General features: G+C 62.6%; 22 protein-coding genes and 3 pseudogenes. 13 read left to right on the forward strand and 12 right to left on the reverse strand.

Annotation, left to right across the window (positions count from 1 at the left end; genetic code table 11):
* Nucleotides 1-56: 56 nt before the first annotated feature.
* Complete coding sequence (locus NLM15_RS23780) at nucleotides 57-2,774, forward strand: EAL domain-containing protein (protein WP_254119889.1); 2,718 nt, start codon at nucleotides 57-59, stop codon at nucleotides 2,772-2,774.
* A gap of 153 nt (nucleotides 2,775-2,927) precedes the next feature.
* Here NLM15_RS23780 and NLM15_RS23785 read toward each other — a convergent pair whose 3' ends face one another.
* The 3 genes from NLM15_RS23785 to NLM15_RS23795 all read right to left on the reverse strand — a co-directional run bounded on the left by NLM15_RS23785 (nucleotide 2,928) and on the right by NLM15_RS23795 (nucleotide 5,681).
* Nucleotides 2,928-3,608 carry a DJ-1/PfpI family protein gene (locus NLM15_RS23785; RefSeq protein ID WP_254119890.1) on the reverse strand — a complete coding sequence of 227 codons (681 nt, stop codon included), beginning with the start codon at nucleotides 3,606-3,608 and terminating at the stop codon, nucleotides 2,928-2,930.
* Nucleotides 3,609-3,663: 55 nt separating this feature from the next.
* Nucleotides 3,664-4,020 carry a hypothetical protein gene (locus NLM15_RS23790; protein WP_254119891.1) on the reverse strand — a complete coding sequence of 119 codons (357 nt, stop codon included), beginning with the start codon at nucleotides 4,018-4,020 and terminating at the stop codon, nucleotides 3,664-3,666.
* 68 nt (nucleotides 4,021-4,088) lie between these two features.
* Complete coding sequence (locus NLM15_RS23795) at nucleotides 4,089-5,681, reverse strand: tyrosinase family protein (protein WP_254119892.1); 1,593 nt, start codon at nucleotides 5,679-5,681, stop codon at nucleotides 4,089-4,091.
* A 503-nt stretch (nucleotides 5,682-6,184) separates the two neighbouring features.
* Here NLM15_RS23795 and NLM15_RS23800 point away from each other — a divergent pair.
* Nucleotides 6,185-6,940, forward strand: a complete 756-nt coding sequence (locus NLM15_RS23800) for an SDR family oxidoreductase (RefSeq protein ID WP_254119893.1) — start codon at nucleotides 6,185-6,187, stop codon at nucleotides 6,938-6,940.
* Nucleotides 6,941-7,010: 70 nt separating this feature from the next.
* On the opposite strand, the gene NLM15_RS23805 is transcribed toward NLM15_RS23800, so the two are convergent.
* Nucleotides 7,011-8,348 (reverse strand): S41 family peptidase, encoded by a 1,338-nt coding sequence (locus tag NLM15_RS23805; protein ID WP_254119894.1) that lies wholly within the window; start codon nucleotides 8,346-8,348, stop codon nucleotides 7,011-7,013.
* A gap of 307 nt (nucleotides 8,349-8,655) precedes the next feature.
* Between NLM15_RS23805 and NLM15_RS23810 the strand changes: the two genes are divergently transcribed.
* The 8 genes from NLM15_RS23810 (at nucleotide 8,656) to NLM15_RS23845 (ending at nucleotide 15,311) form a co-directional block, all read left to right on the forward strand.
* Nucleotides 8,656-9,789, forward strand: a complete 1,134-nt coding sequence (locus tag NLM15_RS23810) for an alpha-hydroxy acid oxidase (RefSeq protein WP_254119895.1) — start codon at nucleotides 8,656-8,658, stop codon at nucleotides 9,787-9,789.
* Between the two features lie 13 nt (nucleotides 9,790-9,802).
* Nucleotides 9,803-10,429: an HAD family phosphatase gene (locus NLM15_RS23815; protein ID WP_254119896.1), complete on the forward strand. Its 627-nt coding sequence runs from the start codon at nucleotides 9,803-9,805 to the stop codon at nucleotides 10,427-10,429.
* Nucleotides 10,430-10,593: 164 nt separating this feature from the next.
* On the forward strand, nucleotides 10,594-10,788 hold the full coding sequence (locus NLM15_RS23820; protein ID WP_254119897.1) for a hypothetical protein: 195 nt from the start codon (nucleotides 10,594-10,596) through the stop codon (nucleotides 10,786-10,788).
* Between the two features lie 231 nt (nucleotides 10,789-11,019).
* Entirely contained in the window at nucleotides 11,020-12,231 is a 1,212-nt protein-coding gene (gene glp, locus NLM15_RS23825) for a gephyrin-like molybdotransferase Glp (RefSeq protein ID WP_254119898.1), read from the forward strand.
* A gap of 176 nt (nucleotides 12,232-12,407) precedes the next feature.
* Nucleotides 12,408-13,109 (forward strand): transcriptional repressor LexA, encoded by a 702-nt coding sequence (lexA, locus tag NLM15_RS23830; protein ID WP_200493788.1) that lies wholly within the window; start codon nucleotides 12,408-12,410, stop codon nucleotides 13,107-13,109.
* 210 nt (nucleotides 13,110-13,319) lie between these two features.
* Nucleotides 13,320-13,520, forward strand: coding sequence for a hypothetical protein (locus NLM15_RS23835; protein ID WP_254119899.1), 201 nt, complete (start codon nucleotides 13,320-13,322; stop codon nucleotides 13,518-13,520).
* 191 nt (nucleotides 13,521-13,711) lie between these two features.
* Nucleotides 13,712-14,146 carry a hypothetical protein gene (locus NLM15_RS23840; protein WP_254119900.1) on the forward strand — a complete coding sequence of 145 codons (435 nt, stop codon included), beginning with the start codon at nucleotides 13,712-13,714 and terminating at the stop codon, nucleotides 14,144-14,146.
* A gap of 223 nt (nucleotides 14,147-14,369) precedes the next feature.
* Entirely contained in the window at nucleotides 14,370-15,311 is a 942-nt protein-coding gene (locus NLM15_RS23845; RefSeq protein ID WP_254119901.1) for a GAF domain-containing protein, read from the forward strand.
* A gap of 9 nt (nucleotides 15,312-15,320) precedes the next feature.
* Here the strand turns inward: NLM15_RS23845 and NLM15_RS23850 are convergent.
* The 4 genes and pseudogenes from NLM15_RS23850 to NLM15_RS23860 all read right to left on the reverse strand — a co-directional run.
* Nucleotides 15,321-16,406 (reverse strand): annotated as a pseudogene (locus tag NLM15_RS23850) (ComEC/Rec2 family competence protein); the annotation flags it as partial.
* 23 nt (nucleotides 16,407-16,429) lie between these two features.
* Nucleotides 16,430-17,563 carry a tyrosine-type recombinase/integrase gene (locus NLM15_RS43755; protein ID WP_254119902.1) on the reverse strand — a complete coding sequence of 378 codons (1,134 nt, stop codon included), beginning with the start codon at nucleotides 17,561-17,563 and terminating at the stop codon, nucleotides 16,430-16,432.
* Nucleotides 17,564-17,586: 23 nt separating this feature from the next.
* Nucleotides 17,587-17,889: pseudogene (locus NLM15_RS44060) on the reverse strand (helix-turn-helix domain-containing protein); the annotation flags it as partial.
* A gap of 79 nt (nucleotides 17,890-17,968) precedes the next feature.
* Entirely contained in the window at nucleotides 17,969-18,247 is a 279-nt protein-coding gene (locus NLM15_RS23860; protein ID WP_254119903.1) for a hypothetical protein, read from the reverse strand.
* Nucleotides 18,248-18,752: 505 nt separating this feature from the next.
* Here NLM15_RS23860 and NLM15_RS23865 point away from each other — a divergent pair.
* Both NLM15_RS23865 and NLM15_RS23870 read left to right on the forward strand, forming a co-directional pair.
* Nucleotides 18,753-19,064, forward strand: coding sequence for a hypothetical protein (locus NLM15_RS23865; RefSeq protein ID WP_254119904.1), 312 nt, complete (start codon nucleotides 18,753-18,755; stop codon nucleotides 19,062-19,064).
* A 996-nt stretch (nucleotides 19,065-20,060) separates the two neighbouring features.
* Entirely contained in the window at nucleotides 20,061-20,876 is an 816-nt protein-coding gene (locus tag NLM15_RS23870; protein WP_254119905.1) for a hypothetical protein, read from the forward strand.
* A 429-nt stretch (nucleotides 20,877-21,305) separates the two neighbouring features.
* Here NLM15_RS23870 and NLM15_RS23875 read toward each other — a convergent pair.
* A pseudogene (locus NLM15_RS23875) lies at nucleotides 21,306-22,296 on the reverse strand (IS110 family transposase); the annotation flags it as partial.
* A 317-nt stretch (nucleotides 22,297-22,613) separates the two neighbouring features.
* Between NLM15_RS23875 and NLM15_RS23880 the strand changes: the two are divergent.
* Nucleotides 22,614-24,197, forward strand: coding sequence for a winged helix-turn-helix domain-containing protein (locus tag NLM15_RS23880; protein WP_254119906.1), 1,584 nt, complete (start codon nucleotides 22,614-22,616; stop codon nucleotides 24,195-24,197).
* A 150-nt stretch (nucleotides 24,198-24,347) separates the two neighbouring features.
* On the opposite strand, the gene NLM15_RS23885 is transcribed toward NLM15_RS23880, so the two are convergent.
* From NLM15_RS23885 to NLM15_RS23895, 3 genes are all read right to left on the reverse strand, one after another.
* Nucleotides 24,348-24,590, reverse strand: coding sequence for a hypothetical protein (locus NLM15_RS23885; protein WP_254119907.1), 243 nt, complete (start codon nucleotides 24,588-24,590; stop codon nucleotides 24,348-24,350).
* Between the two features lie 501 nt (nucleotides 24,591-25,091).
* Entirely contained in the window at nucleotides 25,092-25,454 is a 363-nt protein-coding gene (locus NLM15_RS23890) for a response regulator (RefSeq protein ID WP_254119908.1), read from the reverse strand.
* An 8-nt stretch (nucleotides 25,455-25,462) separates the two neighbouring features.
* Nucleotides 25,463-25,855 carry a response regulator gene (locus tag NLM15_RS23895; protein WP_254124379.1) on the reverse strand — a complete coding sequence of 131 codons (393 nt, stop codon included), beginning with the start codon at nucleotides 25,853-25,855 and terminating at the stop codon, nucleotides 25,463-25,465.
* Nucleotides 25,856-25,898 lie beyond the last annotated feature (43 nt).

Here is a 25,898-nt window from a genome sequence, read left to right on the forward strand (position 1 = left end):
GATGTTTCCGGGGCCAGGAATTGACCCTGACGTGTGCACGGCAACGATCGAGTGTGATGACGGGATTCGGCAGTCGCCTCTTTGACCAGGCCTTCGTACGCAGCGGACCGATCCGCTGGCTGGTGGTGGGCGGCACGCTGCTGATCGCGGCAATCGCCATCGGCTCGGTTCTGATGGCGCAGAACTTCCGCGAGCGCGCGCTGCGCAACTCCGGCCGCGAGCTGGAAAACACCGTGCTGCTGCTCGCCCATCATTTCGATCAGCAATTGCAGGACTTCGCGGTCATCCAGAAGGATTTCGTCGACCACGTCCGCGCAACCGGCATCGCAAGCGCAGAGGACTATCGCAAGCGCCTTTCCGGCCAGGACGTCCACCGGATGCTGCGCGCGAAGATCGAGGCGCTGCCCTACATGGGCGGCGTCAACATCATCGATGCCGAAGGCAATGTGATCAACTCGTCGACGACGTGGCCGGCCCCCAAAGTGAACGTCGCCGATCGCGCCTATTTTCGCACTTTCAAATACGATCCCTACTCGCCGGACGTGCTGATCGAGCCGTTGCACAGCCGCATCTCCGGCGCCTGGACCATCCTGATCGTGCGCAAGATCGTGGGACCGAACGGCGAGTTCATGGGCGTGGTCGGACGCGGTATCGAACCTGCCAATTTCGAGAAATTCTTCGAAACTGTGGTGCTAGGCGAAGGCGCGACGATCTCGATGCTGCATCGCGACGGCACGCTGCTCGCCCGCTATCCCCATTCCAGCGAGTTGATGGGCAGGAATTTCAAGACCGGCCCGTTCGAGCATCAGAGGGTGTTCGGGCTCGATCACTTCGCCGGCCGCTTCATGAGCCCCGTCGACGGAGACGACCGGCTGATCTCCTCGCGCGCCCTGCCCCACTTCCCGATCCTGATGATGGCCACCACGACGCGCGCGGCGGCGCTGACGGACTGGCGCGAACAGATCGGCATCCTGATCTCGGTTGCAGGCGCCTCCGCGCTCGCCATTGCGGGCGTGCTGATCGCGATCGTGCGCAAGCTTCTGGAGCAGCATCGCGCCTCCCGCGAGCGGCTGACGCTGGAGAAGCAGCGCCTCGACCGCGCCGTCAACAACATGACGCAGGGCCTGTTGCTGTTCGACGCCGAGCGGCGGCTCGTGATCTGCAACCAGCGCTACATCGAGATGTACGGCCTCTCAGCCGAGGTGGTGAAGCCCGGCTCCAGCTTCCACGACATCATCGCCCACCGCAAGGCGACCGGCTCGTTCGCCGGAGACATCGACGGCTACGTCGTCCGTGTACTGCGCGACATCCATGTGCGCAACTCCATGGTGGTCGATACCTCCGACGGACGCTCGATCCACATCCTCAACGAGCCGCTCGCGGACGGCGGCTGGGTGGCAACCCACGAAGACATCACCGAACGCCGTCGGACCGAGGAGCGCATCACCCACCTCGCCCACTATGATGCGCTGACCGACCTGCCCAACCGCACCATGTTCCACGAGCATCTGCGCAAAGAGCTCGCCGCCATCGCCGGCGGCGAGGAGGTCGCGGTGCACTATATCGACATCGACGAGTTCAAGGGCGTCAACGACGCACTCGGCCATCTCGTCGGCGACGAGCTGTTGAAATCGATCGCACAGAGTCTGCGCCGCTGCGCAGGCCCGGCCGACTTCGTGGCGCGGCTCGGCGGCGACGAATTCGCCATCGTGCAGAGCGCGGTGACGTCGCAGGACGCGGTCAGCGATCTCGTCGCGCGGGTCTTCGAGGCCATCCGCACCCCGTTCGACTGCATGGGCCATCACCTCACCACCGACGCCAGCATCGGCATCGCGCTGGCGCCGGGACACGGCACGGTGCTGGACCAGATCCTGAAGAACGCGGATATGGCGATGTACGCCGCCAAGGCCGCGGGACGCCGGACCTATCGCTTCTTCGAGCCGGAGATGGACGCCAAGGTCCGCGAGCGGCGGCAGCTCGAGATCGATCTGCGCCACGCCATCGCTCATGGCGGCCTCGAGGTCTACTACCAGCCCTGCCTCGGCCTGAAGGACGACCGCATCACCGGCTGCGAGGCGCTGGTGCGCTGGCGCCATCCCGAGCGCGGCATGGTCTCGCCCGCCGAATTCATCCCGATCGCCGAGGACACCGGCCTGATCAACGAGATCGGCGAATGGGTGCTCGCGACCGCCTGCCGGGATGCCGCGAACTGGCCCGACGACATCCGCCTCGCCGTCAACGTCTCGCCGGTGCAGTTCAAGAGCGGCACGCTGGCGCTGAAGATCATGGCGGCGCTCGCCGCTTCCAATTTGCCGGCGAGCCGGCTCGAGCTCGAGATCACCGAAGCGGTGCTGATCCGCGACGACGACACCGCGCTTGCGATCCTGCACCAGCTCCGCGCCATCGGCGTGCGGATCGCGCTCGACGATTTCGGCACCGGCTACTCCTCGCTGAGCTATCTGCACCGCTTCCCGTTCGACAAGATCAAGATCGACCGCTGCTTCGTCAACGACATCGCCGGCCCCGACGGCTCCGCCAGCATCGTGCAGGCCGTCGTCAATCTGGCGGCTGCCCGCCGCATGACCACCACGGCCGAAGGTGTCGAGACCGAGGAGCAGCAGCGCCTGCTCCGCACGCTCGGTTGCTCGGAGATGCAGGGCTATCTGTTCAGCGCCGCAAAGCCTGCCGACAAGGTGCTGGAGCTGTTCGCGCTGCACCGCAGCCGCCTCGCCCGGCGCGACGGCGGCGAAAGCCGCCGCCGCGAGGCAGGCTAGCTTGTTACGTGCAGATTCCCGAACCGATCGTCCCCCGGCATAGCCGGCGGCCTCAACTCCCTGATCATCTCCCGGACATTCATGGCCGCCGCGCTCCGCTTTGGCCGCAGATTGCGGCCGCCCGCTGTTGTGCCAGGCGACCCGGCCGGGCATTCAGTCCCATTTGATCGGACATCCCGGCGACTCCGGAATGACGCCCATCACCGGCGGCTTCGGAAAATATTGAGTCGTGACCTGTACTTCCTCGGCGCTCTTGTCGTCGAACAGCAGGGAAATGAGCTTCAATGCCTCATCGAGGCCCGCGGAGATGCCACCTCCCGTCAACCGATTGCCGGAGGCGTTGCGGGACACCACAAAGCGCTGGCGCGTGGTATCCACCTTGATGCGAGGGAAGCTCTGGAGACACGCGGTGAAGTACCAGTGCGTGGTCGCCTCGTGACCGTCCAGCAATCCCGCACGCGCGAGCAACAGCGCCCCCTCGCAAACCGAGCACACCCATGTCGCGTCGGCGGCTATCTGGCGAAGATATTGCAGATAAGGAGACTGTGGGTCTTTCATGATGCCCTGGAGAGCAGCGGGGTCGCCGCCGGGGACCCAGAGGATGTCCAGCGCGGGGGTCTGGGCGAAACTCGCGTGAGCTTCGAAGCGGACGCCATTTATGGACGTCACGGCACAGCCATCCTGAGAGATCAGCGTCGACTGCAAATCGTTGTCCTGGCCCGCCCAATAGAACATCTCGAGAGGGCCTGCGACGTCCAGCAGATTGACGCCTTCATAGATCGGAATTCCAAGCTTCATGGCGAAACCCCAGTCACCTTGCTTCCTTGCGGACATGGACGTGTCGCGATGACAACGCCCCGCCGCGATGACTCCTGACGCGACAACGCCATCAGGAGATCTGCCTCATCGTTCCATGGAATTTTGAGAACTCAGGGCGGTACTTGGCGCCGCTGCCGGGTTGCGTGATGTTCGTGATGATGGTGTTCATCCGGTAGTCTTCGAGATGCACCACGGTGGTGCCGTCGCGCTCCTGCCAGGTTACGAGGAAGAGCTGGTCGCGGATCGCCTCGACCGCGATGTGGACTGTCTCGGAACTGTTCGGGATCGGATTTCCGCTCGCGTCGACGCCGGTGTAGGTGAGCGATGTCTCCGACGCGAAGTCGAGCTGCACACGAAAACGAGCACCATTCGCTGAACTGAAGTCGACCAGGTACTTGTGACCAACTGCTGGAAAAACATCCGGCATCGTTCAATCCCTCCTGATTGCGGCATCGCGGCGAGTGCCCCGATGCCGGCGACGTCATGGGGCACGAGCTATCGCAGTTCGACCTTGAAGAGCTTCTTCCCCTGAGCTGCGGTCAGCGATGCCATTGCGCGCACCTGAGGGCCGCTGCCAAGCAAGCCATCGCGGGTGCGCACCTGAACCTCGATGTCATCGGCAGTCATCCGGGCCGCCGCCTCGCCCAGCGATTGCGTGCTGATGGCCGCCCTGCCCTCGATATGGGTCTGGCAATTCGCGCAACCATCGACGTGCCAGCGGCTCAGCACTGCTTCAGTCCCGATGTGACGCTTCTCTCCATCCACGTTTGCGAATGCACTGATGAGGAACGACCCGCGGATGCGCGCACGGTTGAGGCCCCGTACGCTGATCGTCCTGGCTGCGACAGCGGCGCCGGACGCGGCCGCGAGCGAGGCAGGCTGGTCAAGCGAGCCGGGCCCATAGGTGTATCCCAGCTGCTTCTCGATGTTGATGCAATCCCGCGACGTATAGGGACGCTCCTTGCCCCCATCGGTCAGCTTGAAGGGTTCAAGCGGAGACTCGAGCGTCAGCCACGAATTGGCAGCCGTGCCCGGCGTCGGCCCCTGGCTGTCGACGGAATTGGTGCCGGGGTATTCCGGTATGATCTCGAACTCGTCGGTGAACCCGTTCTTTTTCTGCCACAGCCAGAATACGCGATCGACAAAGCAGTGATGGAAGAAAAAGATCGGATCGAGACCGGCGGTGTCGTTCTCGCCCATGTCACCGTTGGCCCCGTCGATCGGAGACGCGTCGAAAATGTTCGGGAGATCGAAGCCTCCGACGGCAAGATGAATGCTATTGTGCGGGCTTTCGATTGGAACGACGCGTTGCCCCTTGTCATCGAACCACTGCGCGGCTGACGTCGTATTGGAGAACACGGTGTAGTTCGGCGCATTCAGGCAAGCCATGTACTTGTCCTTCACGTGCCCGCCTCCGATCGGCTTTCCATCGACGATGACGGTCGCGGATAGCCAATTGCGTATGTTGTCGTTGAGAAGTCCGACATTGACGTCGTCGTTGGGAAACTTTGCGTTATGCGCCTCCGTCGCCGCCCTGTCCGCTTCGGTCCCGACCAGCCCCGAAAGGGGATACCGCACCGTCTCGTATCCCCGCGGCTTGCTGTAATCGGCGTCAGGGATCGGACTGAGGTGATCGACGATACCTCTCGGAAACACGAACGACCGCAACGGGTTGGGAATCGTTTGGCCGTCCAGCACGAAGTCCTTTTGCGTGAGGACGCTGGGAATGCCCGCGTTCACGGAGGCATCACTGGTCTCGTCCCAGAATGGCAATGCAACGTCCGCGCAGCCAGGAATGCTCCGTAGCGCGTCTTCCAGTTTCAGCAGATAGACCCGGTGCCAGGTCGGGAACAGAATATTGCCGTGGTTGCAGTAGCCGCCCCAGTACTGCGAGTTGCCCCAGCCTGCGCCACGGAACGGCTCTCCGTGATAGCCGCCGAGCATGAAGAAGGATTTTGGATCGTCGGGGGGCAATTCCTTGATGCCCTTCCAGGCGCGGATCACGTCCTCGAGAGGCTTCTTGTTACCCTTGTCGAACTCGTCCTGCAGATCCTGGATCGAGCGACGTACTCGCAGCGTGGCGCTCATGGCTTTTGCCTCCCCGGAGATCAGGCCATTTCTCCAACCTCAGATTGCATCATACTTCATATACTTTAGGTTGAATATCGAATTTTTCTCGACCATGAACGCGAGGCATCCCGGTTGAATCCGGACGTCGAAACTTCTCCCTCTCTCCGGCAGCTATTCGTCGCCTGGACTCTGGACGACGTCATCAACGCGACATGGGGTCTTCCGGCTTGACGATGGCGACCGGCCCGGATACGTCCATGCTTGCAGCTGCGCAAGACGCCGCTGCCGTAGGCGTTACCGTCATCCAACGCGTCCTCTGTCGAGAGGGTCCCAGCTGGGAGATCTCGATTCACGAGACGCCACGGTCATGCCATCACTTTCCCTGCTTGCGGATACTCACCCGTTCAAGACGCCGCTTCCGGCGCGGCTCGTCCGCGTCTGGACGTTTGCTGTCTCGGATTGCCCGCCGCCGGGATTTTCCGGGTTGCCGTGGCTTTCACCTCCATTGAAAGGCAGCAACCATGAAGATGACTGGCAACACGATCCTCGTCACTGGCGCCACCAGCGGCATCGGCCGCGCGCTGGCCGAAACTTTCCACGACCGCGGCAACCGCGTCATCGCCACCGGGCGACGGCAGGCCCTGCTCGACCAGCTTGCGGGTGAACGCCCCGGCCTGATCGTCATGCCGCTCGACCTTGACGATCCCTCGAGCCTGCCGCGCTTGTCAGCAGAAGTGCGTGCGCGCTTTCCCGAGCTCAACGTGTTGATCGCCAACGCCGGCATCTCGCGGCCGGAGGACATGACGGCGGACGGCTGGGACGCCGGTGACGCAGAAGCCATCGTCCAGACCAACATTCTGGGCACGCTGCGTGTGACGGCGGCATTCCTGCCGCTCCTGAAACGGCGGCCGAACGCGACGGTCATCGCCACCAGCTCGAACCTCGCCTTCGTGCCGCGTGCCGACTTCCCCGCCTACTGTGCCAGCAAGGCGTTCCTGCATTCCTGGCTCCAGTCGTTGCGCCATCAGCTCCGCAAGATCCCGGTCGAGGTGCTGGAGCTCGCGCCGCCCTATGTGCAGACCGAGCTCACCGGCGCGCAGCAGGCAAGCGATACGCGTGCAATGCCGCTCGATGCCTACATCGCGGAGGTCATGCAATTGCTGGAGCTGCGCGTTCATCCCCGCGACGAAGTGCTGGTCGAACGCGACCGCGCCCGCCGCTGGGCCGAACGCGACGGCCGCTACGAGGCCACCTTTGCGGCCATGAACCCGAGCTGAGACGGGGTCCCAAAACGAATTCGCCCGGGAGCGGTCATCCGCTCCCGGGCGATATCTGGAATCGCAAGGCTTAGTTCGGCACCGCAGCCTTCGGCGCAGGCTTGGCGGCGACCGCATTCGCGGTCACGCCGTGCAGGAAGTCGTAGGCCGCGTGGAGGGCCTTGTCGTCTTTCTCTTCCGGCGGGACGTAGGATTGCGATCCCGTCTGCTCATTGCCGTCGGCGTTCTGCAGATGGCCGCGCATCTGGGATTCCGCCATGGTGTCCATCCGGCCCTTCAGCTCGGGCGGCACGTCCTGCAGGATCTCGATGTCGGGCGCGATGCCCTGGGCCTGGATCGAACGGCCCGAGGGCGTGTAGTAGCGCGCGGTGGTCAGCGCCAGTGCACCGTTGCCGGCGCCGAGCGGAATGATGGTCTGCACCGAGCCCTTGCCGAACGAGCGCGTGCCGATGATGGTCGCGCGCTTGTGGTCATGCAGCGCGCCGGCCACGATCTCCGAGGCCGAAGCCGAGCCGCCATTGACCAGCACGACCAGCGGCTTGCCCTTGGTGAGGTCGCCACCATGCGCGGTGAAGCGCTGGGTCTCTTCCGGATTGCGGCCGCGGGTCGAGACGACCTCGCCGCGCTGCAGGAATGCGCTGGACACCGAGACGGCCTGGTCGAGCAATCCGCCCGGATTGTTGCGCAGGTCCATCACATAGCCGACGAGCTTCTCCGGCGGGACGTCCCTGGAGATCGAGGCGATCGCCTTCTTCAGGCCGTCGGTGGTCTGCTCGTTGAACGAGGTGACGCGGATATAGCCGATGTCGCCGTTCTCGACGTGGAAGCGAACCGGACGCACATGGATGATCTCGCGCTTGATCGCGACGTCGAGCGGGGCGTCAGCACCCTTGCGCACGATGGTGAGCTTGGTCTGGGTATCGACTGGCCCCTTCATCTTGTTGACGGCCTGCTCCAGCGTCATGCCCTGCACGGCATCGCCGTCGATCTTGCTGATGAGGTCGCCGGACATGATGCCGGCCTTGGACGCCGGCGTGTCGTCGATCGGCGAGACGACCTTCACCAGGCCCTCCTCCATCGTGACCTCGATGCCGAGCCCGCCGAACTCGCCGGAGGTGGTCTCCTGCATCTCGGTCCAGGCCTTGTCGTTCATGTAGCGTGAATGCGGATCGAGCGAGGTCACCATGCCGGTGATCGCGCCCTCGATCAGCTTGGAATTGTCGGGCTTCTCGACATAGCTCGCCTTCACCCGCTCGAACACTTCGCCGAACAAATTGAGCCGGGAATAGGCATCATCCGCGCGCGCCGCCGCCCGTGCCGCCCATACTCCGCCGTGCGGGCTCGCTACCAGAAGGGTCAGACACGCTCCCGTGAGCGCGCCCAGGGGGAACAGCAGGTTTTTCCGCATGGATAGGCTGGCCTTCTTGCTCGGAGCTTTGCTTTGGGCTTGGGAAGCGCCATGCAAATGGCGATCCAGCCCGCTGTTCACAATACCATTCGGGTTTCTTCAAGGCCGGGACGCCGCGCTGGCCGGTACACTGTAAAAATCCCTTCGCTCTGGCCTAAACTTTTGGCAACGTTCCGAAACCGTTTCGCGCAAGGCGGGAATCGGCCGGCCCGCCCACGCCTCGCAGCTATGCGATTTTAGGATGGTTTTGGAGGGCCGGACGCGATAGGCGATGACAACAAGACTTCAAATTCTCGGGAGGACAACAATGAATGACGCGCCCCGCATCCGGCCGGAAAGGAACGTCGAACTCGGCGCCAGCAACGAGCCGTTCCAGAACCTGCACGAATTCATCCGGAAGGCGCGCATCAACCTGAACCAGAACGCCTGGGATTATATCGTTGGCGCCGCCGAGACCGAGACCACGATGCGCCGCAACCGCATGGCGCTGGACGAGATCGCCTTCCGGCCGCGCGTGCTGCGCGACGTCCGCGAGGTCGACGGCTCGGTCGAGCTGTTCGGGCGCAGGATGCGGCTACCGGTGGTGCTGGCCCCTGTCGGTGCACTGGAGATCTTCGATCCGGATGGTGCGGCGAGCGTCGCGCGCGCGTGCGGCACTTTCGGTGCGGCGCACATGCTGAGCTCGGTGTCCGAGCCCGGCCTGGAGAAGACCGCCAAGGCCGCCCCTGATGCGCTGCGGCTCTATCAACTTTATGTGCGCGGTGACGACGACTTCGTCGCCGATGTCGTCGCGAGGAGCGAGAAGAACGCCTACGCCGCCTTCTGCCTGACCGTCGACACCGCCCATTACAGCCGTCGCGAACGTGACATTGCCAAGCGCTATGTTCGCGAGAGCCGCCTGCGCGCCACCGGCGGCGACTACCAGAAGGGCCTGGAGTGGCGGACCGTGAAGATGGTCAAGGACAAGTTCAAGATCCCGCTCATCCTGAAGGGCATCGCCACCGCCGAGGACGCCCAGATCGCGGTCGATCACGGCGTCGAGTGGATCTACGTCTCCAACCATGGCGGCCGCCAGCTCGACCACGGCCGCGGCGCCATGCACGTGCTGCCCGAGATCGTCGACGCCGTGAAGGGCCGCGCCAAGATCATGGTCGATGGCGGCTTCTGCCGCGGCACCGACATCGTCAAGGCGATCGCGGCGGGCGCAGACATGGTCGGCATCGGCCGGCTGCAATGCTGGGCGCTGGCGGCGGCCGGCGAAGCCGGCGTGACGCGGATGCTGGAGCTCCTGGAGGACGAGGTGCTGCGCTGCCTCGGCCTTCTGGGCGCGACCTCCTTCGCCGAGGTCAACAAGTCCTGCCTGCATCAGGCGACCGCGACCAATGCGCCGAGCGTCTTCAGCGCGTTCCCGCTGTTCGACCACGACCCGTATCGATACTGAGCGAAAGGATGCAATGAGCTCGCTCTCCCCCGGCAGCGCGGATGCGCTCTTGTTCGATCTCGGGCGCGTGGTGCTCGACATCGATTTCTCCAAGGCGATCGCCTGCTGGGCGGGACATGCCGGCTGCAAGCCCGAGGCCATCGTCGCGCGCTATGTGCGGGACAGCGAAGCCTACCGGCTGCACGAGGTCGGCAAGATCAGCGACGAGGCCTATTTTGACTCGCTGCGCGTCTCGCTCGGGATCGGCATTTCGGACGCACAATTCCTGGAGGGGTGGAACGCGATCTTCGCCGGCGAGATGCCCGACATCGCCGAGTTGCTGCCGCGCGCGGCAAAGCAGATGCCGGTCTACGCCTTCTCCAACACCAACCGGCCGCATGTCGACCATTTCTCGAAGGAATATGCCGGCCTGCTCGGACATTTCCGCGAGCTGTACCTGTCGTCCAGCATCGGCCTGCGCAAACCGGATGTGGAGGCTTTCGACCATGTCGTGGCCGCGATCGGCGTGCCGGCGAACCGTATCGTGTTCTTCGACGATCTTGCCGAGAACATCGAGGGAGCGCGGTCCAGCGGGCTGACCACGGTGCACGTGACCACGCCCCGCGACGTCGGGAACGCCCTCAAGGCGCTCGGAATTTGATCCCGGGCCGGCGGCTACACGCCGCGAACCAGGCGTATCCGGAGCCTATTTTGCCCGGGGAGAGGAACCGAAGCCCTTTGTATATTTTTATACAGAGTTCCCGGAACGAACGCCTGCCTCAGGACTCATGACTCCGTTGGGAATTCTACATCGGACTTATCGTCGTGTTGGGCAAAACCTACCTCACCAAGCAGGCCTCTCTGCTGATGAAATTCGCCAGGACCACATCGGATTCTGAGCTTTCCGCCAAGCTGATCAGCAAGGCCGCCGACCTGAAATCCCAGGCCGACCCGTTGCCTGACAAGGATCAGGGCTCCGCGGCGCCGGATGTCAGTCCGTACAAGCAGCCGGGGACCTGACCGATGCTGGCCGTGGCTCTCGTCATTCTCGTCCTCGCCATGGCCATCCTCATACCGGTCTGTCTTGCCTTCCGGATCATGCCGCGGCGGACTTGACGTCTGCCCATCGCTGCAGAGCGGATGACGCAGGATAAATCATCCTGTGCGGCCGCTGCTTTGCCTCCGCGCGCGCGCTCGGCTAAGACTCTCGCCGCCGATTTGCCCGAACGGGCACAGCTGGAGTTTTCACCCGTGGCCCTGATGCCGGTTTCCGACGCGCTTGCCGCGGTGCTGGCGGGTGCAGAGCCGCTGCCTGAAGAGATGATCGCGCTCGACGCAGCCTTCCACCGCGTGCTCGCCCGCGACGTCGCGGCGCGGCGCACGCAGCCACCCCAGGCCATGTCGGCAATGGACGGCTATGCAGTGCGGGCGGCCGATGCGGCGAAGATCGATGCCGCGCTCACCGTGATCGGCGAGGTCGCGGCGGGCCGGCCGTTTGCGGGAACGGTGGGCGCCGGCGAAGCGGTGCGGATCTTCACCGGCGGCGTCGTTCCCGATGGCGCGGACGCGGTCGTGATTCAGGAGGACACGGTTGCGGATGGCAAGCGCATCACGATCACGGAAGCGGCCGTTACCGGGCGGCACATCCGCCCCGCTGGCGTCGATTTTCGCGAGGGCGACGTGCTGCTGCGCGAGGGCACCCGGCTGACCGAGCGCGATCTGGCACTCGCTGCCGGGATGAATCACCCTCGACTGCCCGTCCGCCGCCGCCCGAAGGTCGCGATCCTCGCCACCGGTGACGAGCTGGTGATGCCCGGCACGACGCCCGGCCACGGCCAGATCGTCTATTCCAACGGCTATGCCCTGCACGCGCTCGCCCGCAGCGAGGGCGCCGACACCACCGACCTCGGTATCGCCGCCGACACGCTGGCGGCCACCACGGCCGGCATCCGCCGCGCGCGCGCGAGCGGCGCCGACATCCTGATCACGACCGGCGGCGCCTCGGTCGGCGACCACGATCTGGTCCAGCAGGCGCTGCGGGACGAAGGCATCTCGATGGCGTTCTGGAAGATCGCGATGCGGCCGGGCAAACCGATGATGAACGGGCGGCTCGGCGCGATGCGTGTGATCGGCCTGCCCGGCAATCCCGTGTCATCCTACGTTTGCGGATTCCTGTTCATGGTGCCGCTGATTCGCGCGCTCGCGGGCCGTTCGGCGATTCATCATCGCCGCGAACGCGCGGTGCTCGGCCGCGACGTCGGCGCCAACGACCAGCGCGAGGATTATCTGCGCGCGCGCCTGGAGCTGCGCGACGACGGCACGCTCACGGCCGTTCCCGTCAACCATCAGGATTCCTCGCTGCTTGCGAATCTCGCTGCGGCACAGGCACTTCTCGTGCGCCCGCCGTTCGCGCCGAAGGCCGAAGCCGGCACGCCTTGCGAGGTGCTGCGGCTGCCCGTCTGAGCGCTTCGTTCGCGTGCGTTCCGCGAAGTTTGTGGCGTTCACGGTAAATTAAGCAGTTGCGGAACATGTATCGAACATATAGTGTCCGTTCATGATTTGTTTCGAGCATGCAGCGACTTATCGCTGAATTCAGCGTCTCGGAATCGAACGACATCAACCGGGGGATTTTGGTCGAGATGTTAACGCGCAAACAATACGAGCTCCTGCGGTTCATCAGCGAGCGACTGAAGGAAAGCGGCGTGCCGCCCTCCTTCGACGAGATGAAGGACGCGCTCGACCTGCGCTCGAAGTCGGGTATCCACCGCCTGATCACCGCGCTCGAGGAGCGCGGCTTCATCCGGCGCCTGCCCAACCGCGCCCGCGCCATCGAGGTGATCAAGCTGCCCGAGCTTCAGGCCGCCGCCGGCAGCCGCCGCGGCTTCACGCCGAGCGTCATCGAAGGCAATCTGGGCAAGGTGCGCACGACGTCCAGCCCGCCGGCGGACGACGGCGAGCGCCCCGTTGCGGTGCCCGTGATGGGCCGCATCGCGGCCGGCACGCCGATCGAGGCCCTGCAGACCCGCAGCCACACCATCAGCGTACCGCCCGACATGCTCGGCTCGGGCGAGCATTACGCGCTCGAAGTGCGCGGCGATTCGATGGTCGAGGCCGGCATTCTCGACGGCGACATGGCGCTGATCCAGCGCAACGAGAGCGCCGATACCGGCGACATCGTGGTGGCGCTGATCGACGACGAGGAAGCAACCCTGAAGCGCTTCCGCCGCCGCGGCGCCTCGATCGCGCTCGAGCCCGCCAATGCAGCCTATGAGGTCCGCATCCTGCCGCCCAACCGGGTGAAGATCCAGGGTAAGCTGATCGGGCTGTACCGGAAGTACTGAGACCGGACGTCCTGCTATCGGTGATTTGGCGCCTCTCGCGCACTTTTCGATCGGCATCGCCGATCCGGCATTGGAGCGGACGATTGTCCGCTTCCGCTGGATAGTCTTTCTGGTTTCGCGCAGATTATCCGGCCCCTCCTCCGGCGCTACATCCTCGGCACGTCGCACGAAGCAGCATTGCTTCGCGCCCTCTGGGTTCGAGGAGAAGTCATGCGCAAGATCATTCTGGGCACAGTCGCCGCGGCGCTGATCGCAGCATCAGCGTCGCAGGCCTTCGCCGCGCAATCGCAACACCATGTCCGCAAGGACGCCGCTGCGGGTAAGCAAGTCCGGAATGCCCCCAACGCCGTCGCGCAATCGTCGCGGCCGGACTGGCCGTATTCCGGCTGGTCGGCGCCGGCAGGGCGCTGACACACACGTCCGGAATGCGCGGGAGCAGGCTTTGTTCCTCATGGAGCCGGAAAAGATAATGTGATCGCGGCCTGCGGCGGCGAGCCGCAGATTTGCCTACAAGCGGGCAGACGCTAACATGCTTCCACTCTGATAGAGGCCTGCGCCTCGAGAAGAGACGCGGGTCGCTATCCCTGCAAGAGGAGCACCCGATGTGTGACTACAGCCTGCATGCCGTCGCGTCGCGTCCTGCTGAAGTCGGCGAGACGGTCGTCACGACAACCTTCCGCGGCACCTCGACGCGCGGTTTTGCCTCCGCGGCCGATCCGACCGTCGCGGTCTGCCTGCTGCCGGGAACGGAGCTCGCCTTCGCCGACAACGTCCGCTACGACAATCGCTGGATCTGGACGCGGACCGTGAACTCGCGCGTCGGCAAGTTCGGCAAGATCGATCCGCACATTCCCGATCGCCATCATGATGCGATCGAATTCCCCGACGGCAAATACGTGTTGGTGACGCAGCTTGTCGAAGGCCAGCGCGCGACAGTGCTGCAACTGCCGGTGACCCAGCCGGTCGGCGAGCGTGAGCACAAGCCGCAGATCACCGCCGAAAGCCGGCCGACCATCACCCGCCTGCCGATCGGCTGACACAGCCATCCCGGCCGGCGGGTCGGGCCAGGATTGAAATTGCCATCGCCGGCCGAGGCCGGCGAGATGGTATCGCTTGCATTCCGCGAAGCTCCATTGGACGGACCAAGCCGCTCCGCCTCCCCACCGCACGAAGTTTGCGCTGTCCTGCCTGAATTTTGAACGTCCGTTCCGCAGCCAAATGGCCGATGCTTGGTGCGGCTTGAGACGGCGGACACGTTCGATGAAGACCTTCATTCGCGTCGTTGAACTCTGGGTGCCCGACCGCACGCGCATGCGGCTGGAATTCGGCGGCGGCCTCTACGGCGAAGGCCTGTCCGCGTTCAGGGCCGTGAGCGAAGGTCTGCACTTCGGATATGATGAGGGGCTTCCGGGCAAGGCCTGGGCCAGCGGCCACCCCGTGATCCTCACCAAATTCGCCAACTCCTATTTCAAGAGGACCGATCAGGCCATCGCGGCCGGGCTCACCTGTGGCGTGGCGGTCCCGGTGTTTTCCGGCGAATTCCTGCAAGCCGTCATGGTGCTGTTCTGCGGCGACGACGAGGTACATGTCGGCGCGATCGAGCTCTGGCACAACGATGCCGAAATCTCCCACGAGATGGGACTCGTCGACGGCTATTACGGCACCGCCGACATGTTCGAATTCAACTCCCGCCACACCAGATTTCCGCGTGGCTTCGGCCTGCCCGGCCGCACCTGGAAGGCCGGCCTGCCGCTGATCATCAAGGACCTGCACGACGCCAGGAGTTTTCTGCGCTGGGAGGACGCCGCCAAGGTCGGGATCAATCTCGGCGTCGGCATTCCTTACCGGACCGGCACCGACCAGACGTGGGTTCTGGCGTTTCTCTCCGCGCAGGCAACCCCGATTGCGCGACGCTTCGAGATCTGGGTCCCGGACGAGGCCCGTTCGGCGCTGGTCTTCCGCGCCGGCGACTGCAGCGCGCAGACCGACCTCGCAGCCCTCTATGCGACGAAATCCATTGCCAGAGGCGAAGGCAGCATCGGCGGGGCCTGGACCACCGGCATGCCCGCGCTCAACGACGATCTTGCGCATGATGTCTCGGTCGCGGCCCTGCAGGCCCGCGCCTCTGGACTGAGCCGGATGGTCGTCCTGCCGGTTATCGGCAACGCCAGGCTCGACGCCGTGCTGGCCTGGTATCTGTAACCCGTCCGCTCAATCCTCGGCCTGCAAGTCGGCCTCCGATGGCGTCGCGTCCCGGCCGCGGGGCACGGCCGTCTTCGGCGCAAGGCTTCCGTCGAAATCGCCCTCGCCGGCGGCAGCCGGCGACCACGGGCGGTCCGTCCCCCTCGCCCTCGCCGCCTGAACCGCAAAGCCGTCGCCGCTTCGGGTCAGTGCCAGCGCGCCCTGCCTTGCGAGGCGCTGACGGTCGACAACCATCGCCGCGCAATCCGGCGGTGCGGGCCGCGCAGTCACCACCAGCGCGGCGCGGCTGCAATCATCGGCCAGCGCGTCGATGCGCGAGGACAGCGCGACGAGGCGCCCGTCGGCGAGCGGCGTCACGCAGCCGGCCTCGTCGCACGACACGCCAGCGGCCAGTGAGGCACTACCGGCGTCGCGCGGATCGGCGTCGGCGGCGAGCCACTCCTTCAGGAGAAAACTGTCCTTGCTCGACCTGATCAGATGCAGATGTCCGTCCCTGCCCCGCACCGCGACGCTCTGGCCGTCACCGGCGATCAGGACATCGGGCTGCCGTGCAGACAATCCCCAGAGGATCGCGGCGATCAGTGCCACCGCGCCGACCCAACGCAACGGCGTGCGCAACAGGCCCATCACGATGATCCCCAAACTTGCAGCGATCAGCGGTGCGACGCCGAACGCCGAGATGCGGCCGACCGCGCCCGGCAATGCGGCCACCCAGCGCGACACCGCAACCATCCAGTCGATGCCGATCCCCATCAGCCACCAGAACGGACCATCAAGCCCGAACGGCGCTGCAATCAATCCCAACAGGCCCGCGGGCATCACCAGGGCCGAGACCACCGGCATCGCCCCGAGATTGGCGAGCACGCCGAACGGCGTCACGCGGTGGAAATGGAAGGCGGCATAGGGCGTGGTCGCAAGCCCCGCGATCAGCGAGGCCAGGAACAGCATCGCGATCTCGCGGCCACCCCACATCGCAATGCGCGCCGTCGCGGAATGATCGGGCGATGCAAACAGGTTCGGCATACCGATCTGCACCAGCGCGACCAGCCCCAGCGTCGCCGCAAAAGACATCTGGAAGCTCGTGCGCCATACTGCAGAGCACTAGGAAAAACAGTAACTTAAGAGACCTTCCGGACCACAGTCCGGGACTTTTTCCGGGACTTGGCAATGCGCTCCACCGCCGCGGCGACGTCCTCGTCGAGCACATGAGCGTACCGCATTGTCGACTTGATGTCCCGGTGGTTCATGGCCTTTTGCACCAGCTTCAGGTTACCGCTGTCGCGTAGCAGCTTGGTCCCGAAGTCGTGGCGGAAGTCGTGGAACCGGAAGTCCTTCAGGCCGGCCCTGCGCCGGATGGTCTGCCAGACCGTCTTGGCGCCGTTGTAGGTCATCGGGTAGCGGCCGCCCATCACGCGGCCGTGCCGCCTGTTGCCGCAGGCCGCGACGTAGGTGAAGACGAATTCATCGTGCAGGCCCTGGAGAGGGAAGATGATCTCCCGGATGGCCTCTGTGATTGGGAACACGATCCGCCGGCCGCCCTTGCCGATCTTGACGATTTGCCGGGTGCCGAAGTTCACCTCGCTCCAGCGCAGCAAAACACACTCCTTAAAGCGCATGCCGCTGGCCCGGGAGAAGGCGAAGAAGTCCTCATAGTCTGCGCGCATCGCGTCGTCGATCGACGTGGCCTCGCCGTCCTGCAATTCGCGGACGCGTTCCTCCGGCTCGGGCAGGAGCAGTTCCTCCCATTTCGGCTCGCGATCGAATGTCGCGCCTTCGTCCTTTGCAAACCGGAACAGGCGCTGGAGAACCTTTGTCGCCGACCGGTTGACGGTGGCATTCGAGACGAGTGGCAACGCCTCCTCTTCCACCTTGGTCCGCTGCCCCCGCCGGGAGACCCTATGCCCGCGGCGCCACGCGACCATCTTCTTGGCATAGCTATGATCGATATCAGTGAGCGGGGTGGCTTGGCCGAAATAGCCGATCAGGCGTGCGAGATTCGTCTTGGTGGCGTCAGCGTCGGAATCATATTGCGCATGGTCCAGCCAGAGGCGGTCGGCGGCATCATCGATGAGAAGAGATGTGCGTGACCGCTTTGCGGCCTTGATGAGATCCTTCGCCTTCTCGAACTCTATGTCTTCGACGGCCTGGGCTTCTTTGCGAGTTGTGCATTCAGTCGAGCCGTGAAACCGACGACCACCGTGTTGGAAGTCGAAATGGTAGAACGGCGACTTTTTGGGCTTGTAGACAGACACGCTTCACGCCTCCTGCGCCGCTCGATGAAGTCGTCCAGGTCAGCCTCCGTGAAGCGGCGCCGAGGCCGCTTCTTGCCGAGCCCGACGTTAATGTATTCGATTGCGCCCTCGCTAACGAGGCCGCGGAGATGGTCTTCGGTAACGCTCAGTCGCAAGGCCGCCTGCTCTGGGGTGAGCAAGCGGCTGTTGTCGTTGGCTGGATTGGGCAAGAGCACGCGCCTGAGAAATATGATTGCTCTACAAACCTCGCCGACCTCAGCCGACGCACAAGCCGCCCTAGAAATGGCGCGCCACCGATCAGCATACATCGAGCCGGCGCGGATCATAGTCAAAACCCGTACTTTTCTTGCGGCAACGGCGAAAATAGCCCGCCCCAATCACCGGGGCGGGCCCTTCTGGGTATTCTTACTGACGAACACCAAGCACGATGATTTCGTCTTCCGAGGTTCGGGCGGCCCATGCAGCGCGCGCGTGCTCGATCTGCATCTTACCCTGTGGGTCGTGATGCGCAGCCCATTTGCCCAGGCTGTCTTCTTTCGATGATCCCTTGAGGAGGACGTGAAGAGCGCCCTGTCGAACTACGGGGTCGCGTCCCTCGGCGCGCAGGGCGGTAAAGTATGCCTCTGCACAAAAAGGCGTGGATGAGTCGATACGCGCGCTAGCATTGAGGTTGAAATCAGACATTCATATTCCCCTGTCGTCCGGCTCATTTGACCGGCCCCGAAATTGTGGTACCACAGATTCCATGAGCCGTCAAACTATGGTACCAAAGAAAAAGCGCGGGCCTCCCGCAACTGGCAAGGGCACACAGATACAGGTGCGCTTGCAGCCGGACGATCTCACCGCGGTGGATGCTTGGAGAGATAAGCAGGGCGATTCCCCTACCCGCCCCGAGGCCATCAGAACGCTGCTGCGGCGGGCGCTGCATTCCAAGCCGAAGGCCTAGCCTCAACCCCTATAGGGGCGCTTCGGCGCGTCCACAGGGATGTGGACGCCAAGCATTGTCCCGTCACGAATCGGCTTGACGCTCGGAGCTCCATACCGTGGAGGCCGACAATGTCTGATCCTGCCAGCGCCATCGATCAGGACGCCCCTCTCCGCCTTCGGAAAAGCGGCAGAACTCGCATTTCCTGGCGGCGGCATGACCGCTAGCGGACTGAGGCGGGAAGCCACCAGAGGACGGCTTGTCGTGGAGCGGATTGCAGGCAAGGACTACACCACGCTGTCAGCCATCGCGAAGATGCGCGAGCTGTGTCGCGTACCGGCGAAAGCCGAAATTTCTGTGGGGCCGCTGCAGCGCGAGCACCCTATTTGCGAGCATACCGTCAACTTCCTAGTGCAGTCAGACGTAAGGCTAAACGGCCCCCTCAGTCTTCGCGAACGCCTGCGTTCGGATTGCGCAGAGACCGACAGACTGAATAAGGCGCGGCCAATTTCCAAGAGAGAAAGGGACGCCCTGAAACTGTGTTTCGAAGCGCGCGGGACACCGATCGCGCTCTGAGCACTCACTGGCCGAGAACGGCCCTGTGGTTAGTGCTCCATGGCTTCATTCAGGCCACGGGACACGATCAGCAGGGAAATAGAATCTATCGCATCACCCCCGAGGGCGAAACGGCCTGGCTCGCGATTGCATGCGCCACGGCTAAAGACTAGTTGCCCCCTCCGCTTTCCTCGATCTATGGTGGCATTTTGGGTCTTGGGGGACCAATAATGCGTAGTCTAGGAATCGTGGCGCTTTGCGCCGCACTGGGCGGATGTGTCACGCAGAACGATCCGTCCCCAGCCGTCGCATATCAGCGAACAATTTCCGCCGACGTCGCAACCAAAGCGATCTTGGCGAACCGGTCGACGATGTGGAAAGACCCCTCTTCGATCCGGGATGCGAAAGTAGGCGAGCCGGCGACTTGCCCCACACAAAACGGCTTATTTCCCCCAGCGACATCGTGTGTCTGCATTGAGGCTAACGCCAAGAACTCATACGGCGGCTACACCGGAATGCGCAGGACGATTGTTGTCCTCTCATCCACCAGCGGCACGTTCCTCAATACCTCGGACGGCGGAATTAAGGGCTTTGAGGAAATTTGCCAAGGCATGCAGCCCCTACCGCGACTTAACGGCGACTACGTTGAGCCTAAACCATCGTCGAAGCTAGCCAAGCAACCGGCTACTTAGCAGCGACCGCGCTGGTCTGGCCTCGCCAACCTGAAATGGGAGTGAAAGCGATGCATTGTGCAGTCTGTGTGAAACCTGCTGAGCCGCTGCCGAAAACTCATGACGGCGATGGTTTCCACTGCGCTACTTGCGGGGACTACGTGGTCTCTGGGACCGTCATCACCTCCAGATGGCTGGAGGGGCGGTCACCCACCGAGCGGCTGAAAGCGCTAGAGAACGCGAAGCGGCAGGCTCAACCGGGCAAGCTTCCGGTGATTACTACCTACTCGCTTTGAGCTAGGCCTCCTCCAGCGCGCCGGCATCCTAATTGCGCCTCCGGCATTCAGTGCAGCAGCAATCCCTTCAACCACCAGCGATTTACGTGCGGTCCCTTCGCAGATTACTACGACTTCCAATCGAACTTCGCCTCGCTCTAGCCGCAACGCTGGCAATTTCCGCCCTCAATATGGTCTGGGCTTACACGCAAGCGAGTTGGAAGATTGATCCCGGCACAGCGACGCTATGCGGCGCAATTATTGGGCTGGCGATCATTGGACAACAAGCACGTCGGGGATTCAGCAACCTTATCAGATCGCAACGCAATCAATCAGAGCTTGACCGTGAGGCTCGGCTTCACCAGGTCGAGCTCGATCGCATCAGTCAGTTAGAAGACGCTGGGAAGAGGCTAAACTCCCTTGCAAATGCCTTATGGGCCGAGGTGTACGCTCTCCATTATCAGATACATGAGCAGTGGCGTTCAAATAAGATGTTCGCTGTTGTTTCAAAAGAGATGGCCAAGAAAGGTATTCTTCCTACCGCAAAGTCCATGTCATTCGCGACTTTCGATGCCCCGGTTTATAAAGCGAACATCAGCAATCTCGGTCTCCTGCCACCGGGTATCGCGGCGGATGTCGTCCTTGTGATGACCAGAGCCAGGGGTGGCGAAAACCGCAACATGGAGATGGACAAAGCCATCTCTCATGACCTCGCAGAGACCTTGCACCGCGGCTTTGCCGAAACACTTGAGGACCGGCGCGACGATCTATTCCATGTGTCAAAGCGCCTCTCTAGCGTCATTAATCCCATGAACCAAGACCCGGGTCCACTTATTGATGCGCAGAAGGCAAGAGCGGCAGCCAAAAAGGCAAATGGAGAGGACTAAAAGAAACGCGCATAGCTCTGGCAGCTTTTCATCGGGCGGCTAGAGCCGGGATCTATCGCCCGGTGCGCCTAGAACATGCTTCGTCCGGCTATCGCGGACCTACCAGACCGCAAACCTAAGTTTCTTCGCTAGCGTCGCCTTCGCCGTCAGAAAAGAAACGAAATGCACCCTGTCGAGTGCGGGAATGAATTCCAAGACCTCCGCAATTTTATACTCGTTCTTGTAGTTGCCGTTGGCTGTCCGTTTTTCCGTGACGAGCATTCTGACGCGCCAAGTATCCGCGAGTCCTAGGATGCCTCTAGCTCGCACCTGATCAGCGATCTCAGTGTCGGAAATGTCGGCCGATATGGTTTCATCACCATATCGGAACCTCGAAATGTGTGCATTAGGCTCAAAATCTGCGCGGCTTGGCCTGCTTAATTCGTTGACGAGTAGCGCCCAGACGATCCGCGCCATCTTGTTAGCGAGCGCGACGGTTACCAGCATCCGCGGTTTGCGAGCCAGCATCTGTTCGAGCCACGGCCCCCTTGGCGCACCGCGTTTGCTCGCCTGTTGCACGACCGCGCTGCTGCCGATGATGAGGAGGCGCCTGAGCGTGCGTTCGCCCATCTTGGATGTCGCACCGAGCTTCTGCTTGCCGCCTGTCGATCTTTGAAGAGGCGTGAGACCCAACCAGGCGGCGAAGTCACGGCCTTTGGCAAAGGTCTCGGCCGGCGGTGCTAGAGCGGCGATCGCGGTGGCGGAGATTGGGCCAATGCCGGGAACGGTCATTAGCCGGCGCGATACTTCGTCCTCGCGAGCACGTCGCGCGATTTCCTGGTCGAGGTCCGCGACCTTGCCATTGAGGTCGGTCAGCAGGTCCAGCATCAATTGGAACATGACGTGGGCCGCTTTGGGGAGCGAGCTGGCCATCTCTTCTTCCTCGATCAGGTCGGTAAGCATCGTCACGTGCGACGGCCGGCTTAGGTGCGACCCATCCATATTCAGTGAGGTGTCCCCGGATCGCGTTGATGAGCTGCGTTCGCTGCCGCACTAACAGGTCACGGGTCCGAAACACCAGACCCGCCGCCTGTTGCTGTTCGCTCTTCACGGCCACGAACCGCATGCTCGGCCGCTGCGCTGCTTCGCAGATCGCCTCGGCATCGATCGCGTCGTTCTTTTGCCGCTTCACGAACGGCGTTACATAGGCGGGCGGGATCAGCCGAACTTCATGACCAAGCTGCGCGAGCTGCCGGGCCCAGTGATGGGCTCCGCCACATGCCTCCAGAGCTACCGTGCAACTCGGCTGGGCTGCGAAGAAATCCAGCAACTTTCCTCGGCTGATCCGTTTGCTGAATATAGCTCGCCCTTTCCCGTCTGCTCCATGAGCGTGGAAAACATGCTTGGCGATATCCAGACCGATTATGACAACCTCTGACACGGACGCCTCCCTTAAGTGGTGCTCAACACCTTCACTTTGGCACATCGATGCCGTCGAGGCGGGGGTCCACCCCATCATAAACCCGATCAGCCCGCGCGGAGGTAGGGTGCCCGTGTCCGTTTAGTCTTCAAGACTGGACATCGCCAGTTCGCCCTAGCTAGTCCGCTAAGGGGCCAAATGCAGACATCCACTTAGAGGAATTGGTCACCGTTCCGAGCACACTTCGTGAGCAGCTTACATTTCGCTCGCTCGTGGCATAGTCTTGACCGCGGCTGCCCACCTCAGGGAGTGGACGGCTACCGGCAGAGGGAAAGGCTGTGCGCTACCTCTTCGCAAACTGTACGTTTGACCTGGGTCGCCGCGAACTGCGTCGAGGCGACGAGGTAGTCCCAGTCGCGCCGCAGGTTTTCGACCTGCTCGACTATCTGATCCGCAACAGAGAACGCGTCGTTACGAAGGACGATATCTTCAGCGCCGTCTGGAATGGCCGCGTCGTCTCGGAGGCGGCGTTGACGACCCGGCTTAATGCCGCCCGGAACGCGATCGGCGACACCGGCGAGAAGCAGCTTCTGATAAAGACCCTGCAGCGCAAAGGATTCCGCTTTGTTGGAGCCGTGCAGGAAGAAAGACAGGCCAGCCCTCTCGAGCAGGACAGTTCGGCGGTGCGTGGTGAAGTGACCGCAGCGACATCGCCTTCAGCACCCCGCCTTTCTATCGTTGTGCTGCCGTTCGCCAATCTCAGTGGAGATCCCGAGCAAGACTATTTTGTCGACGGCGTGACCGAGAGCCTAACCACGGACTTATCCCGCATCAGAGGCTCGTTCGTGATTGGTCGGCACACCGCATTTACTTACAAGGGCAAAGCAGTCGACCTCAAGCAGATTGGCCGCGAGCTGAATGTTCGTTACGTGCTCGAAGGTTCGGTGCAGCGGAGCGGGGATCGTTTTCGGGTGTGCGTGCAACTAGTCGATACCGAAACAGGCAGCCATCTGTGGGCCGACCGCTTCGACAAACCACTCGCCGACCTTTTCGAAATGCAAGACGAAATCGTGTCGAGATTGGCCAACGCACTTAATGCTCAACTTATTGCAGTCGAGGCGAGGCGAGCGGAGCGATCTTTGCAACCAAGCGCGTTAGATCTGCATTTCCAAGGGATGGCTCGACTTAATAAAGGTTGGACCCCGACTAGCCTAATGCAAGCGCGAGGTTTCTTCGAGGGGGCCCTAAAGCTTGAACCTGATAACATCGAGACACTGGCCGCTATTGCGACATTAGATGTGTTCTGTGCTGGCCTTGTGTTCGTTGATGACCCGTATCGGTACATTGCGACAGCAGAAGTGGCCTCGATTAAGGCTATCTCTCTCGATCCACGGCACGCCGCCGCTCATTTGGCTCTTGGTGGCGTGCGATTGTGTACGAGACGCGGATTGGAAGGACTTGCTGAATGCGAGCATGCCCTATCTTTGAACCCAAATTTTGCCGAGGCTCATGCTTGTGTCGGCGTCGCCAAACTGTATCTCGGTCGCCCCACTGAGACTGAGGCACACGTAAAGGAAGCGCTGCGTGTATCTCCTCGCGACGAAGGGATTGCTCGTTGGCTGGCCTATGTTGGTACGGCCAAATTGCACCTCGAAGCCGATGGTGAAGCCGCTGAGTGGCTACGCCGAAGCCTGAAAGCCAACCCGAACTATCCCATGGCACACTTCGAATACGCTTCCGCCCTCGCGCTTCTCGGGCAAACAGATAACGCGGTAGCAGCTAGAAACGAAGGTCTTTTACTCGATCCCGCCTTCACGATCCGCCGTTTGAAAACCCTCCGAGTTTCTGACGACCCGACGTTTCTTGCGGGGTCAAGGCGGCTTTTGAAGGGGATGTATTTGGCTGGCGTGCCGGAGGGGTGATGTCGCTTATGGGTCATAAGCGGCGGTGGACGCCGTGCGGCCCAGCGTCTCGTCTACCTCCCATAGCGCAATAGACCAGGACGCTGCGCATGCCCATCTCGCGCTTTAGCCAGCAGTAACTGCACCGGGCGGCCCTAGGATTCACCTAGCTTACCCCACATCCGAACCGGCTTCTCCTGCATGCCAACCCTTCTCTGTTGGCTGATAACGCTCTCCACGTTTCACCAGCCAGCCGCCTTCAACCATCTTCTCTGCCAAAGCCTTCGAACATGTCGGCTGGCTGCTGCCGGGGTAATACAGGCCGTCCCTGCGCTCGACCAAAAAGCCGTAGACGCGCACCAGGCGAAGCGCTTTCAGCATGCCGGGAATGAGAACTACGGTCGTGCTCGTCATTGCTCTCCAAACGACGGCCCCCCCGAACGTTCCCGAAGCCATTCGGCAAAAGCTGCGTCAATATCATCCTAGCGTCGCGGAACGAGCGCGAGCCACTGCAGGTCGTGGGTGTGGAAAAGCTAAGGCGCTTCGATGACTCAGAGAGCGCGACCAGCGGCGCCGCCTATGTCGGAAGGCATACAGACCCGATTGCCGAGTCTTCCTAGACCTCAGTAAACCTCGGCGATCCCCATTACCGCCGAGGTCTCCAACGGTCCCGGCAACTAATAGCTGGGGCCGTTTTTTTTGCGAACTGTAACAACGTGCGCGAGCTACTGCGCGTCGTGGGTGGGGACAACGCCCGCCGTTTCACACCGGCCTTGTGGCCCTTCGAGGGATACTTCAGAACGAGGCGCGGCATGAGATTCGTGCCAGACCTCGTGCCGTGGACAACTTGGGCGGCAAGCCGTCCTTTAGGCGCTAGAAGATCTACGATGCTCCGCAACGTTTGTCTTGCGCTTTTTAAGTTTCGCCGTTCGCTAGGATAGCGTCGATTGTCTGCTCGAGCTTGTCCAGCGTGCATGGTTTGATTAAGACGGGCGTTCCTTCAAATCCGCGCGGCACGCCGCTGCTGCCGTATCCACTCAAGAAAAAGAACGGCAGCCCTCGTCTCCTTATCGCTTCGGCAACGGGCCCCACGTTCGTGCCATGCAAATTGACGTCGAGGATCGCGAGATCGTATGCCTCAATCTCAGCAACAGATCGCGCATCATCTATATTCCCCGCTTCAGCGCTGACCCTGTGTCCGAGTTCCTCGACCATCTCAACGAGCATCATTCGAATAAGCGCCTCATCTTCCACGAGGAGTATTGATGCCTGCGTCATGTCTCGCCTCAAGCCTTGCCTAAATCAGCCGCTGAGCGCTCGTTAAGGAGTTGAGAGACCGCCGTTGTAAGCTGCGCGGGGGCAAACGGCTTCTGAAGAATTATGCTGTTGGGAACGCCTTGTGCCGGCCAGTCGTGGGCTGCTGCGCCCGATATGTAGACCACCGGAAATTTGGGATCGCCCTCGCGCGCAGCCCGCGCGACGTCCCAGCCGTTGAACCTTCCTAACAGATTGATGTCTGTCACCAGAGCGCAGTACGCGATGAGCTGCCCCTTGAGCAGCGTCACCGCCTCCTCGCCGGACTTGGCGCTGGCGACCTCGAAGCCCCCCTCGCCCAACGCATCCTCGACAATGCCTTGGATCGCATCGTCGTCTTCCACGAGCAGGACTACCGGCAGCATTTCCGTCAAAGTCTTATCCCCCGGAGCAAACGCAACGTGGACG

Origin of the sequence: Bradyrhizobium sp. CCGB20 (assembly GCF_024199855.1) — a bacterium.
Lineage (GTDB): Bacteria > Pseudomonadota > Alphaproteobacteria > Rhizobiales > Xanthobacteraceae > Bradyrhizobium.